The sequence below is a fragment of the Bradyrhizobium sp. 33ap4 genome, from assembly GCF_032654765.1.
In the GTDB taxonomy this organism is placed as follows: domain Bacteria; phylum Pseudomonadota; class Alphaproteobacteria; order Rhizobiales; family Xanthobacteraceae; genus Bradyrhizobium; species Bradyrhizobium australafricanum.
In genome coordinates this window covers 314,495-326,730 of sequence record NZ_JAUMTJ010000001.1, presented here as the reverse complement: position 1 = coordinate 326,730, position 12,236 = coordinate 314,495, and the positions used below count along the sequence as shown (strand labels likewise).

Below are 12,236 nucleotides of genomic sequence, written 5' to 3'. Positions count from 1 at the left end.
GCTTGGCCTCCGACTTGACTCTATCGGCCGATCCGCGCTGGAGCGAGGCGCTTTCCCATCTGCCCGACTATCTCGGCAATCATGTGCGGGTCAGCGTCGCCGCGCTGGCGCTCGGGCTCCTGATCAGCCTGCCGCTTGCGATCATCGCTCGTAACCGGCCGGTGCTGCGCACGACGTTGCTCGGGCTTGCCAGCATCGTGCAGACCGTGCCCGGTCTCGCGCTGCTCGCATTGTTCTATCCGCTGCTGCTGGCGCTCGCCGCGTTGACCGCGGCGTGGCTCGGCTTCAGCTTCTCCGCCTTCGGCTTCCTGCCCGCCGTGCTGGCGCTCGCGCTCTATTCGATGCTGCCGGTGTTGCGCAACACCATCACCGGCCTGTCCGGGGTCGATCCGGCGGTGCTGGAAGCCGCCCAGGGCGTCGGCATGACGCCGCGGCAATCGCTCACCATGGTCGAGCTGCCGCTGGCGCTGCCGGTGATGATGGCCGGGATCCGCACCGCGGCGGTATGGGTAATCGGCACCGCCACCTTGTCGACGCCGATCGGCCAGACCAGCCTCGGCAACTACATCTTCGCGGGATTGCAGACCCAGAACTGGGTGTTCGTGCTGTTCGGCTGTTTCGCTGCGGCCGTGCTCGCGCTTGTGGTTGACCAATTGCTGGCGCTGATCGAGAACGGACTGCGGAAGCGCAGCCGCATCCGGACGGCACTCGGCGGGCTCGGTATTGCCGCCTTGATCGCGGCGACGGTGGTGCCCGCGATCGCGCGCCCGCATGCGGGCATCGTGGTCGGCGCCAAGACTTTTACCGAGCAATATGTGCTGTCGGCGTTGATCGCGCAGCGGCTACAGGCGGCGGGCCTTCCGGCCACGACCCGCGCCGGCCTCGGCTCCAACGTGATCTTCGACGCGCTCGCGGCCGGCGATATCGATGTCTATGTCGACTATTCCGGAACGCTGTGGGCCAACCAGTTCCACCACACCGACATCAAGCCCCGCGCCGAGCTGTTGGGCGAATTGCAGACAACGCTGGCGAAGCAAGACATCACGCTGTTCGGCGAGCTCGGCTTCGAGAATGCCTATACGCTGGTGATGCCGAGGAAGCGCGCCGAAGAGCTCGGCATCCATTCGATCGCCGACCTCGCGTCACGCGCGGCGACGATGTCGATCGCCGGAGACTATGAATTCTTCTCGCGGCCGGAATGGACCGGCATCCAGAAGGCTTATGGGCTGACGTTCCGCGCCCAGCGTCAGATGCAGCCGGATTTCATGTATGCGGCTGTTGCCTCCGGCGAGGTCGACGTGATCGCGGGCTACACCAGCGACGGATTGATCGCGAAATACGATCTTGTCACGCTCGAGGACAACAGGCACGCCATCCCGCCCTATGACGCCATCGTCCTGCTGTCGCCAAAGCGGCGCGACGACGAGGCGCTCAAGGCGGCGCTGCGGCCGCTGCTCGGCAAGATCGATATCGCCGGGATGCGCGAGGCGAATTTGCGCGCGTCGGGCAACGACGCATCATCGTCGCCCGACGCCGTGGCGCGCTGGCTGTGGGGGAAGGTCGGCGGAAAATAGCCTCTCGCCTTCATTGCGAGCGAAGCGCAGCAATCCACCTCTCCGCATGCGAGGAAAGATTGATTGCTTCGTCGCTCCGCTCCTCGCAATGACGACGTCTCACAATCCCTTGATGATCCCCGCGTCGATCAACAGGCGATTGAAGCGGCGTGCTTCTGCGCCGTCCTTGCAGGAATAGAATGCGCCGTTGCAGCGAAGCATGATCGCCTTCTGCTCCTCGAACGACGGGTCGAGCGGAATGCCCGCGGCTTCCTGAATCACCAGCGGCAGATAGGCGGCGTCGATCGTGTCCATCACCGCCGGGCTCTTCACGGGTTCGAAGTTGACGGCGTCGATCGCATAGTAGGTCGCGTAATAGCGCGGATCGTAATCCATCAGCTTCTTGCCGATGCCGGCCTCGTCGAGATCGGGATCGAGCAGCTGCGGCGAGAATTCCGGCTGATGATCGCCGTAACGCACGATCAGGAAAGGCTGCGCCGGAAACTTCTTCTTCAGCGCCGCGACGAAGCCGGCATAGTCGCCAGCGCTCATCGCCTGCCGGCGCAGATATTCGTCGACCGCGGGCGTATTGCCCGGCCGCTTCCACGACGGCAGCAACTCGGGACGGAATTTGGTTTCCCAGGGGAAATGATTGGCGGCGAGATAGACGAAGGCGAACAGCGGCGTGCCTGACGTCTTCTGCTCGGCCATCAGCTTCAGCGCCTTGTCGTAGAAGAAGCTGTCGGGCTCGACATCCTTCGCATGCAGGTCATGCGCGTCGTAGAAGCGCTGGATGCCGGTCGTGGTCTGGAAGTTGCGCGCGCTCATGAAGGCGCCGAATGCGGGATAGAGCGAGAGCGTGTCGTAGCCGCAGCGGCGCAGCGCCAACGGCAGGCCGCGCTCCACGCGCCCCGATGCGATGCGGGTGACGAAATAGGAGAACCGGCCGAACGAGCGCGAGGATAATCCCGCAAGCACGTTGTACTCGGTGAACCAGCTCGGCCCGCCATTGCTCTCGGCAAGGAATTTGCGCGCGACGCCGTCGTAGGACTTGAACTGGCTGCCGTAGCCCGGCGGCACCTTGACGCCGGAGGCGGCGCGGATGTCGAAACTCGATTCATCATGGATCATGATGATGTTCGGCCGCCGCCCGGCGGGATGACAGGCATCGACCAGGGGCATCTTGAGCTGATCGCTCGCGGTCGGATCCGACTCCATAAAGCCGTAGGCGACGAAATCGGACACGGCCGTGACGCCGGAGCGCGCGAACTTCGAGAGGTAGCCGTCGTCGTAATAGCCGCGCCAGGCTTCATCCGGCCAGGCGAAGGCATAACCCGAGAGCGCCGCGGTGCAGGCGAGGCAGGCCGCCGCAGCCGGCAGCCGGCGAATGCGGAACGGATCGAGCCACCACAGCGCGTACATCAGGGGCAGCGTGACGAGGCCGGCGCCGATGATCGACCAGCGCAGGCTCGGGAAGATCGTCAGCAGGAACGCCGCGGTGTCGCGGTCGATCACCATCAGGTCGACGAAGTTCGCGGTCATCTGCACCACGTCGTGCTTGAAGCGCGACAGCAGCACCAAGACCACGACCAGTGTCAGCGACAGCGCGCCCGACAGCGCCGGCCGGCGCAGCAGCGCGATGAACAGGAAGTTCAGGATTCCCCAGGTGAGCAGGAAGCAAAGCCGCGAGCCGAAATCGGTCTCGGTGCGCAGCATCAGAATCAGCGCGCCGAAATGCGGTGCCGCGACCGCCATCAACCGCCAGATGCCAAGCGCGGCAAGACCGCCGGCCAGTGCGGCAACGGAGGAGTTCTGCTGAGGCGCGGGCGCCATGGGCGGGACGCAATACAACCCGGCGCAATGCCACCGCCTTGACTGGCAACGGCCAGGAGGCATGCGGCACAGCCGGTGTCTGGGCCGCGTCACAAAACCGTAATTGAATCGTCATGAACGCGCAATGAATTTGCCTGCCCAAGCCTAGCCGCGGCAGGCAGTGCGCGTGCCTTAAACTTTGGCGGCCGGCGCGGCGTGGCTCGCGATACCCGCGATGAAGAGATCGACGATGTCGGCAGCCATCTGCTCGACCTCTGCATCGCCGACACCCCAGCGCGGCAAATGACCGTCGATGTGCATCCGCACGAAGCCATAGACCAGCGCGCGGCCGGCGATCTGGACCTGCCTGAGGTCGCGCGTCCCGAGTTGGCCAGCTGAAAATGCCTCCGCCAGCGTGCGCTCGGTCATGCCGATCAACTCGGCATTGTCGCCGGAGACGGCGGCCGAGCGGTCGTGGTCGAAGAAGCGGCGGCTGGAGATGATCTCGAAATGGGTCGGGTTCTTCATCGCCCAGCGCAGATAGGCGATCCCGAGATGGCGGAAGCGGCCGAGCGGATCGCCTGGCGGCGCCTCGGCCAACGCCGCCTCGATCTCGGCGCGAAAGCGGCGTTGCGCCTCCTCCGCCACCGCATTCATCAGCGCGTCCCGGCTCGGGAAATGCCGGAACGGCGCGCCCGGCGAGACCCCGGCGCGGCGCGCGGCCTCGCGGACGCTGACCGCCTCCGGCCCGCCCTCGCCGACCAGTTGCATGGCGGCATCGATCAGGACCCGGCGGAGATCGCCGTGGTGATACGGCCTGGCCGCCTGCGCCCGCGTCGCGACCGGATGCGGCTTGGCGGGCCGGCGGCCGGTGGGCGGGCTTTTGGCGGGGCGGCGCATGGCGATCCTCTAGCATCACCCGCTTGTGAATGTAAGCGATGATTACACGGATTGACCGCGCGCGGGCACGAAATGTAACTGGTGATTACATAAACGGGAGGCGGGATATGGCGACGCATCGCAACTGGTTCGAGGGCTGGGGGCTGTTTGGCCTGCTCACGCTCACCCTGATCGGGCTTTCGATCTGGATCGCCGCCATGCGGCAGTTCGAGGTCGAGGGCGTGCGGATGATGATCCGCTTCACGGCGCGGACCTCGCTCTTGTTCTTCTGCCTCGCCTTCTCGGCGGCGGCGCTGGCGCGGCTGTGGCCGAACGCCTGGACGCACTGGCAGCGCCGCAACCGCCGTTATTTGGGCTTCACCTTCGCGGCCTCGCACGCCATCCATGCGGTCGCGATCGCCGCCTTCGCGATGCTCGATCCGCCCGGCTTTGCGGCCGCGACCTCGATCGTCTCCTACGTCTTCGGCGGTATCAGCTATCTCGCCATCATCGCGCTGACCGCGACTTCGTTCGATCGCACGGCTGCACTGCTCGGCCCGCGCGCCTGGCGCAGGCTGCATCTGATCGGCGGCTATTATCTGCTGCTGCAGTTCATGGTCTCGTTCGGCAAGCGGATTCCCGAGATGCCGCTCTACGCGCTATTCCTCGTGCCGCTCGCTGCGGTGTTCGCGCTCAGGATGATCAGCATGGCCGGCCGGCCCGCGCCACGTCAGGCGCAGGCGAGCTAAGATCGGGCCACCTTACACCAGGTGAAACTTGCGGCCGAGCTGGCGATGAACCGATAGCACCGCGCGGTCGACGTCGCTGATCAGGCTGTCGCCGAGCACGACGTTCGGAATCTCCCAGTTGCGTCCGATCTGCGCATCGGGCAGCCCGGCGATCGCCGGCACGCGCGCGGTCTCACAGCCGGGCTGGGCGCGCAACGCCTCATCCGCAAGCCGGGTCAATTCGTCCTGGCTCTTTCCATCAGTCATGACCTCGGTCCTGACTCCGGAAGATGGCTCACTGATGGCCAAGATTCTCCAGTTCCTTAGCGCGGGCTTCGGTCATGCTGCGCATGCATTCACTGGCATCGAGCCGGGCGATAGTGCCCTCGCCGAGGTCGTAATACAGGCAGTTGGCGTCACGATACTGGATCCATAGCCGCTGCGCGGTGCGCAGCTGTTCGCGCTGCTTGTCGTCGGCGGCATCCTTCAACGCCTTCTGGTAGGCGACGTTCATCCGCTTGTCCCACTGCGCGGTCTTGGCCTTGAGGCATTCGACCATCTGGTAGGTGCCGCCGTCGCAGGATGGCTCGCCAACGCTCTGATCGCCGGCGCGGGCAATCGGCGGGGTGAAGGCGATGAAGACGGCCGTCAGAACGGCCATGAGCCCGCACGCGTCTGTGGTGACAGCCGATGTCATGCCACTTTCCCTGTTCGATCGATCCTGTCGTCGCAGCATACATGAGTGCCGCCGCGATGCATCCCGTCCACCGCCGGTCGCGCCGCAGCTGGCCTTCCCGGTCCGCGCAGGATATTTCATATGCATGGAGGGACCATGCGGCGCGCCGTGACGCCTGTGATCGTCTTGGCGGTGTTCGGCCTGCTCGTCGGTGGGCTGTTTCGCTATGCGTTCGATGAGTCCGACGAGGCCTCCGTCTCGAATTATGTGCGCAGCGCCCTCGACGGCGCAGCCCTCACGGTGATCGTCTGGGCGACGCATCTCTATCTGGCCGCACGTGGTGGCTGGCTGCGACGGCAATCACTCATCGTCGAGCTGATCGGCCGCTCTGTGATCCTCGCCGTCACCGTTGCGGCCGCCGCGATCGTGCTGGAAATCGTGCTTTACGGGCATGGGCTCGAAGCCAAGTGGATGCGCGAAACCTTCCTGAAGATCATTGGCGTCGGCCTGCTGCTGTCGATCCCGATCACGACGATCTACGAGCTGGTCCGGATGATCGGCGGGCACACGCTGCTCAGCATCGTGCTCGGACGCTATCGGCAGCCGGTGCGCGAGGAGCGCGTGCTGCTGTTCCTCGACCTGGTCGGCTCGACGACGCTAGCGGAATCGATGGGCGAGCTGCGCGTGCAGGAATTGCTGACGCGCTTCTTCTTCGACATCGACGAGCCGATCGTGTCGCACGGCGGCGAAGTCCACGCCTATGTCGGCGACGAAGTGATCGTGACCTGGCCGGCCAATGCCGACGGGCGATCGCGGCGGTATCTCGATTGCATGTTCGCGATCGAGGATCGCCTCGCCAAGCGGGCCGATCAATATCACAAGGAGTTCGGCGTGGTGCCCGCGTTTCGAGCCGGGATGCATGCCGGTCCGGTCGTCATCGCGGAATGCGGGGACTCGCGGCGACAGATCGCCTATTTCGGCGACACCGTGAACGTCACGGCGCGGCTGCAGGCGCATTGCAAGGAGGCCGGCCGTCCGCTGCTGGTATCGGGCGACTTGCTGCGCCTGCTGCCGCCGGACCGGGATTTGGTCGTCGAGCCCCTCGGCTCGACGCAATTGCGCGGACGTGCCGCCTCGATCGACATCTTTTCCGTCGCGCGGCGCGTATCGTCCTAAACGATCTCTTAAAATGCACCGGCATCAGCTTCCGCCGAGCCGAAAGCGCGCATTGAATCGAGTCCGGTCGCAGCCTGTTAAGGATGCGACGCACACCGTATTTGCACCGGGTTCCACCTTAACGCAGGTGTAAGACCGCGCCCCGCATGGTGTGCAGACAGGTGTCATTCAACAAAAACAAGGTTGCCCATCGATGGCGCAACAGGCGTCACAATCGATTATTGCCGAACTCGAGGATGCGGTCCGGGACGGGACATCGGCCAAGCGTGTGCAGACGCTGCGGCAGGTCACCGATCTGTTCCTGAACGACGGCGACCGCCTCAACGATGAACAGGTCAAGGTGTTCGACGACGTGCTCTGCCTCTTGGTCGCGCGCGTCGAGACCCGTGCGCGGGCCGAGCTCAGCAAGCGGCTCGCCCCGCTCGACTATGCGCCGTTCGAGGTGATTCAGCACCTCGCCTGGGACGACGACATCAGCGTCGCCGGCGACGTGCTGACCCACTCCAGCCGCCTTTCGAACGACGCCCTGCGCGAGATCGCGAGCAGCAAGGGCCAGGACCACCTGTTCGCGATCTCCGCGCGGGAAAACCTGCCGCCTTCCGTCACCGACGTGATCATCGACCGCGGCGAGGACAAGGTGATCCGGCGTCTCGCCAAGAACGCCGGCGCGCAGTTCTCCGACAACGGCTATTCCAGCATCGTCGCCCGCGCCGAAGGCGACGACGAGCTGGTCGAGATCCTCGGGCTGCGCATCGACATTCCGGCCAAGCTGCTGCGCGACCTGCTGCAGCGCGCCAAGGATACGGTGCGCGCCCGCCTGCTCTCGATCGCCTCGCCCCGGGCGCGCGAGGAGATCAGCCAGGTGCTGAACGACATCGCCCAGGAAGAGGCCGCGGCGCCGCGCCGCAACTACGGCATCGCCGAAGAGCTGGTCAAGCTGATGAAGCAGCTGAACGAGCTCGACGATGCGGCCGTCTACAAATTCGCCGAAGGGGGCAAGCTCGACGAGGTCACGGTCGCGCTTGCCGTGCTCAACGACATGCCGATCGCGATGATCGAACGCCTGATGCTCGGCCTCCGCTCCGACCTGATCCTGATCCCGTGCCGCTCGGCGCGGCTCAACTGGCCGACGGTCGAAAGCATCCTGCGCAAGCGGCCGCTGCCGCTGCCGCTCGACAATGCGACGCTCGAGATCGCGCAGCGCGATTACCGCCGGCTCTCGCTGGAAACCGCGCAGCGGACGGTGCGGTTCTGGCAGCTGCACAACAGGATCGAGAAGCAGCCGATGGCGGCCGGCTAGGCCTCCGCGCCTCTGCGACAAAGACAAAGGGTGGGCAACGCGCCCACCCTTTTTCATCACAGCGTCATTCCGGGGCGCCTCGAAGAGGCGGACCCGGAATCTCGAGATTCCGGGCTCGGTCCTGCGGACCGCCCCGGAATGACAGGCCTCGCCTGTCAGTTCTTGCTCTTGTCGACGAGCGCGCCCTTCTTGATCCAGGGCATCATGTCGCGCAGCTTGGCACCGACTTCCTCGATCGGATGCGCGGCGAGCTTGGCGCGGGTGGCCTTGAACGAGGTCTGGTTGACCTTGTTCTCCAGCATCCAGTCGCGGGCGAACTTGCCGCCCTGGATGTCGGCCAGCACGCGCTTCATCTCCGCCTTGGTCTCGGCCGTGACGATGCGCGGACCGGTGACGTACTCGCCGTATTCGGCGGTGTTGGAGATCGAGTAGTTCATGTTGGCGATGCCGCCTTCATAGATCAGGTCGACGATCAGCTTCACTTCATGCAGGCACTCGAAATAGGCCATCTCGGGCGCGTAGCCGGCCTCGACCAGGGTTTCGTAGCCGCCCTTGATCAACTCGACCAGGCCGCCGCAGAGCACCACCTGCTCGCCGAACAGGTCGGTCTCGCACTCTTCCTTGAAGGTGGTCTCGATGATGCCGGCGCGGCCGCCGCCGATCGCCGAGGCATAGCTGAGCCCGAGGTCATGGGCGTTGCCCGACGAATCCTTGGCGATCGCGATCAGGCAGGGAAGTCGGATCGTAGCCATGTCGTTCTGTGAGCCAAGGAGTTGAGTGTTATAGTTGTCTTCCTAAGACCGCTTGGCCTCCGACTTGCGCGGATCGAGCAGGTTGAAGTGCACGTTGAGGCCGTGGGCGAACACGAGCGCCGCGCCCTTCTTCATGTTGTCGTGCAGGTGCTCGCGATAGATGTCGCCCTGCAGCTCGTCCGGGGTCAGCATCATGACGAGGTCGGCCCACTTGGCGGCTTCGGCGACTTCCATCACCTTGAAGCCGGCGTTCTCGGCCTTCTTGGCCGAGGCCGAACCCTTGCGCAGCGCAATCGCCACTTCCTTGACGCCTGAATCCTTCAGGTTCAGCGCGTGGGCGTGGCCCTGGCTGCCGTAGCCGACGATGGCGACCTTCTTGCCCTTAATCAGGTTCAGGTCGGCATCGCGATCGTAGTAAACTCGCATCGTGGTTTCCTCGTTTGAAGGGGGCCAAAATCGGCCGATGAATCAGGCTTTCGGAAGGTCAGAACCGCCGGGCGCCCGCGAATTTCCGGCGTTGTCTAGAGCATTTTCCCCCTCAGGGGAAACCCTCATCTCGCATGGCGCGGTGCGGCATCATGCGTCCATGAAGACCGGGTAGAGCGAGGCCAGCAGCAGGATGGCCATCACCACATTGAAGGCGCGGATCGCCCGGGTTGAGGTCAGGATCGGCCGCAGGGCGGTCCCGAACAGCGCCCAGACGACGCAGGACACCGTGCCCATGATCAGGCTCAGGCCAACCTGGATCGCGATGTTCCAGGGAAAGGCGGCAATTGCCGCATAGGCCGTGATGGTGCCGATCACCATCACCCAGCCCTTGGCATTGATCCACTGGAACATGGCGGCGCCCCAGAACGTCATCGGGCCGCGGCCGCCCCTGTCGTCCTTGTCCGCCGAGGGCGGCTCGGCCATGGCGATGACGGCGGCGAGATAGATCAGGTAGGCGACGCCGCCATATTTCAGGATCGTCTGCAGCACCGGATAGGCGATGAAGACGGTCCCCAGCCCGACGCCGACCGCGCCGACCATGAAGGCGAAGCCGACCGTGATGCCGGCGATGTGGGGCACTGTACGGCGGAAGCCGTAGGTCAGCCCCGACGACAGCAGCATGATGTTGTTGGGGCCCGGCGTGAAGAACATCACGACAGCGAACACGACAAAGGCGAACAGCAGCGAATTCGACATGGTGCCCTCACGCGACTTTCGGCTGAGCTTTTGGCCGCTTCGACAGCAGCATCACGGCGATGCCGGCGATCACGGTGACCATGCCGGCCAGCCGCAGCGGCCCGAATGTCTCGCCGAACACGATGCTCGACGCGGCGGAGCCGACGAACGGCACCAGCAGCGCGAACGGCACCACCTGCGCCGCCGGATAATCCCGCAGCAGCCGGCCCCACAGCCAGTAGGCGATGCTGGTCGAGATGCCGCCGAGGCAGAGCATGCAGACGAGCCCGGTCAGCGACATGTGGGTCAGCGCATGCCAGGTCGGCTGCGGGCCGTTCGTGATCAAGGTCAGCACCGCGAGCGGCACCGCGGCTGACAGGCACAGCCAGGCGAACAGATCGAACATCGGCGCGCCGTTCGCCTGCCGCAAGAGAAGATTGCCGATCGCGAAGCTGATCGGGCAGATCATGATGATCGCAAACGCGGCGACGCTGAAGTCGTAGCCGACCGTCCCGCAGATCATCAGCAGGCCGAGCGCGGCGATCGCGATGCCGATTGCCTGGCTCCGTGTCGGGATTTCCCCGAAGGCCAGGGCGGCGAAGGCGATGGTGAAAAGCGCCTGGCTCTGCACGATCACGCTGGAAAGCCCGACGGGAACGCCATGCGCGATCGCAAAGGCCTGTGCGAGGAACTGGCCGAGGAACAGCGTTGAGCTGATCGCGATCAGAAGCGGCCAGGAAACGCCGGGCTTGCGCAGGAACAGGCACGGCAGCGCGGCGATGGCGAAGCGCAGCGTCGTCATCAGCTCCGGCGAGAACTCATCGAGCGCGATCCGGCTTGCGACGAACGCAAGCCCCCAGATCACCGCGACCATGACGGCGATGCCAACATCGGCCGGCTTCATTGTTGTTCTTCTTGTGCTTCCGTTTCGGTCGGGATCTAGATCTGTTCGTCGGGCTTCGGTTTACGCAGCAGATAGGTGCCGTGCAGCGGCGCGTGGTAATCAACGGAGACCAGCGTGAAACCGGTCTCGGTCAGCATGCGCTCCATCACCCAGCCGAAGGTCGAGTATTCGTCGCGCATATGGGTGATCACGCTTTCGCGCTCGAAGCCGTGATTCTTGATCGAGAAGTCGGCCCATCCTTCGACATCGCGATCGACACCGTCGGGCATGCCGACGAACACCATGTCGCGCAGGTAGAAGTTCGCGCCGGGCTTCAACGCGTTGAAGATTCGCGACAGCGCCACCGCCTTCCAGAAGTCCGGCAGATGGTGCAACGTGAACTCGCTGACGATGAGGTCGTAGGAATTCGGTTGGTAGGCGAACGACAGCAGGCCGGCCGGTTGGGTCCGGATCTTCGCCTTGCGGTCGCGCGCATAGATTTCGGCAAGCCCGATCATCGCCGGCGAGATGTCGATGGCGTCGACCTCGGCGCCCATCAACGCCGCCTCGGTGGCCAGCACGCCGTTGCCGCAGCCGATATCGGCGATCCGCCAGCCCGGCTTGACGCCGAGCATGGTCAGCGCCTGGCGGGCACGGACATCGCTGTCCTCGCTGACGTCATAGATCGAGGCCACCGCGGTATCGAGACCGACCTGCCGCCGTTGCGTATAGTACCAGTCGCGCGCCAACATGACTCACATCCCTTCCGGCCCACGCGTGATCGCGGCCACCCCGGTTCGTGACACTTCGACCAGGCCCAGCGGACGCATCAGGTCGATGAACTGACTGATCTTGGACGAATTGCCCGTGATCTCGAACACGAAGCTCTCGGTCGTGGCGTCGATCACCCGGGCGCGGAACGCGTCCGCCAGCCGCAGCGCCTCGACGCGGTGATCGCCACCGCCCCGCACCTTGACCATCGCAAGCTCGCGCTCGATCGAGCTGCCGGTCAGCGTCATGTCGACGACGCGGTAGACCGGGATCATGCGGTCGAGCTGATGCTTGATCTGCTGGATCACCATCGGCGTGCCGGTGGTGACGATCGTGATCCGCGAGAGATGTTTCTGGCTCTCCGTCTCCGAGACGGTGAGACTCTCGATGTTGTAGCCGCGGCCGGAGAACAGGCCGATCACGCGCGCGAGCACGCCGGGCTCGTTCTGCACGAGCACGGACAAAGTATGCGTCTCGTTGGGATCGTGACGCTCTTCGAGGAAATAGGCGGATGCGGGCTGGTTCATGGTCGTCCCCTTACA

Annotated in this window: 12 protein-coding genes and 1 pseudogene; 4 read left to right on the top strand and 9 right to left on the bottom strand. The window is 64.8% G+C overall.

Features of this window, described 5'->3' with window-relative positions:
* The first annotated feature begins 14 nt into the window (after positions 1 to 14).
* A complete protein-coding gene (locus Q2M23_RS01440; protein ID WP_316393810.1) occupies positions 15 to 1,574 on the top strand; it encodes a glycine betaine ABC transporter substrate-binding protein in 1,560 nt (519 codons plus the stop codon).
* A 99-nt stretch (positions 1,575 to 1,673) separates the two neighbouring features.
* Here Q2M23_RS01440 and Q2M23_RS01435 read toward each other — a convergent pair whose 3' ends face one another.
* Both Q2M23_RS01435 and Q2M23_RS01430 read right to left on the bottom strand, forming a co-directional pair.
* Positions 1,674 to 3,386 (bottom strand): sulfatase-like hydrolase/transferase, encoded by a 1,713-nt coding sequence (locus tag Q2M23_RS01435; RefSeq protein WP_057015052.1) that lies wholly within the window; start codon positions 3,384 to 3,386, stop codon positions 1,674 to 1,676.
* A 171-nt stretch (positions 3,387 to 3,557) separates the two neighbouring features.
* Positions 3,558 to 4,265 (bottom strand): TetR/AcrR family transcriptional regulator, encoded by a 708-nt coding sequence (locus Q2M23_RS01430; protein ID WP_316393807.1) that lies wholly within the window; start codon positions 4,263 to 4,265, stop codon positions 3,558 to 3,560.
* 107 nt (positions 4,266 to 4,372) lie between these two features.
* On the opposite strand from Q2M23_RS01430, the gene Q2M23_RS01425 reads away from it, so the two are divergent.
* Positions 4,373 to 4,993 carry a hypothetical protein gene (locus Q2M23_RS01425; protein WP_316393806.1) on the top strand — a complete coding sequence of 207 codons (621 nt, stop codon included), beginning with the start codon at positions 4,373 to 4,375 and terminating at the stop codon, positions 4,991 to 4,993.
* Positions 4,994 to 5,005: 12 nt separating this feature from the next.
* On the opposite strand, the gene Q2M23_RS01420 is transcribed toward Q2M23_RS01425, so the two are convergent.
* Positions 5,006 to 5,239, bottom strand: a complete 234-nt coding sequence (locus Q2M23_RS01420) for a hypothetical protein (protein ID WP_076824274.1) — start codon at positions 5,237 to 5,239, stop codon at positions 5,006 to 5,008.
* Between the two features lie 28 nt (positions 5,240 to 5,267).
* Positions 5,268 to 5,633: a lysozyme inhibitor LprI family protein gene (locus Q2M23_RS01415; RefSeq protein ID WP_316393804.1), complete on the bottom strand. Its 366-nt coding sequence runs from the start codon at positions 5,631 to 5,633 to the stop codon at positions 5,268 to 5,270.
* Positions 5,634 to 5,804: 171 nt separating this feature from the next.
* Between Q2M23_RS01415 and Q2M23_RS01410 the strand changes: the two genes are divergently transcribed.
* A complete protein-coding gene (locus Q2M23_RS01410; RefSeq protein WP_316393803.1) occupies positions 5,805 to 6,824 on the top strand; it encodes an adenylate/guanylate cyclase domain-containing protein in 1,020 nt (339 codons plus the stop codon).
* Between the two features lie 193 nt (positions 6,825 to 7,017).
* A complete protein-coding gene (locus tag Q2M23_RS01405) occupies positions 7,018 to 8,124 on the top strand; it encodes a DUF2336 domain-containing protein (RefSeq protein WP_168857165.1) in 1,107 nt (368 codons plus the stop codon).
* A gap of 155 nt (positions 8,125 to 8,279) precedes the next feature.
* On the opposite strand, the pseudogene ilvC reads toward Q2M23_RS01405, so the two are convergent.
* From ilvC to ilvN, 5 genes and pseudogenes are all read right to left on the bottom strand, one after another.
* Positions 8,280 to 9,302, bottom strand: a pseudogene (gene ilvC / locus Q2M23_RS01400) (ketol-acid reductoisomerase).
* Positions 9,303 to 9,452: 150 nt separating this feature from the next.
* A complete protein-coding gene (locus tag Q2M23_RS01395) occupies positions 9,453 to 10,061 on the bottom strand; it encodes a LysE family translocator (RefSeq protein ID WP_316393802.1) in 609 nt (202 codons plus the stop codon).
* A 7-nt stretch (positions 10,062 to 10,068) separates the two neighbouring features.
* Positions 10,069 to 10,944 carry an EamA family transporter gene (locus Q2M23_RS01390; protein WP_316393800.1) on the bottom strand — a complete coding sequence of 292 codons (876 nt, stop codon included), beginning with the start codon at positions 10,942 to 10,944 and terminating at the stop codon, positions 10,069 to 10,071.
* A 35-nt stretch (positions 10,945 to 10,979) separates the two neighbouring features.
* On the bottom strand, positions 10,980 to 11,675 hold the full coding sequence (locus Q2M23_RS01385) for a class I SAM-dependent methyltransferase (protein ID WP_028332477.1): 696 nt from the start codon (positions 11,673 to 11,675) through the stop codon (positions 10,980 to 10,982).
* Positions 11,676 to 11,678: 3 nt separating this feature from the next.
* A complete protein-coding gene (gene ilvN, locus Q2M23_RS01380; protein WP_016841057.1) occupies positions 11,679 to 12,221 on the bottom strand; it encodes an acetolactate synthase small subunit in 543 nt (180 codons plus the stop codon).
* Positions 12,222 to 12,236 lie beyond the last annotated feature (15 nt).

What these genes read in the sequence shown, in the direction of transcription:
- Q2M23_RS01415 (WP_316393804.1), bottom strand. Translation starts at nt 5,633, where the DNA reads ATGGCCGTTCTGACGGCCGTCTTCATCGCCTTCACCCCGCCGATTGCC.
- Q2M23_RS01390 (WP_316393800.1), bottom strand. Translation starts at nt 10,944, where the DNA reads ATGAAGCCGGCCGATGTTGGCATCGCCGTCATGGTCGCGGTGATCTGG.
- Q2M23_RS01435 (WP_057015052.1), bottom strand. Translation starts at nt 3,386, where the DNA reads ATGGCGCCCGCGCCTCAGCAGAACTCCTCCGTTGCCGCACTGGCCGGC.
- Q2M23_RS01430 (WP_316393807.1), bottom strand. Translation starts at nt 4,265, where the DNA reads ATGCGCCGCCCCGCCAAAAGCCCGCCCACCGGCCGCCGGCCCGCCAAG.
- Q2M23_RS01420 (WP_076824274.1), bottom strand. Translation starts at nt 5,239, where the DNA reads ATGACTGATGGAAAGAGCCAGGACGAATTGACCCGGCTTGCGGATGAG.
- Q2M23_RS01395 (WP_316393802.1), bottom strand. Translation starts at nt 10,061, where the DNA reads ATGTCGAATTCGCTGCTGTTCGCCTTTGTCGTGTTCGCTGTCGTGATG.
- ilvN (WP_016841057.1), bottom strand. Translation starts at nt 12,221, where the DNA reads ATGAACCAGCCCGCATCCGCCTATTTCCTCGAAGAGCGTCACGATCCC.
- Q2M23_RS01425 (WP_316393806.1), top strand. Translation starts at nt 4,373, where the DNA reads ATGGCGACGCATCGCAACTGGTTCGAGGGCTGGGGGCTGTTTGGCCTG.
- Q2M23_RS01410 (WP_316393803.1), top strand. Translation starts at nt 5,805, where the DNA reads ATGCGGCGCGCCGTGACGCCTGTGATCGTCTTGGCGGTGTTCGGCCTG.
- Q2M23_RS01385 (WP_028332477.1), bottom strand. Translation starts at nt 11,675, where the DNA reads ATGTTGGCGCGCGACTGGTACTATACGCAACGGCGGCAGGTCGGTCTC.
- Q2M23_RS01405 (WP_168857165.1), top strand. Translation starts at nt 7,018, where the DNA reads ATGGCGCAACAGGCGTCACAATCGATTATTGCCGAACTCGAGGATGCG.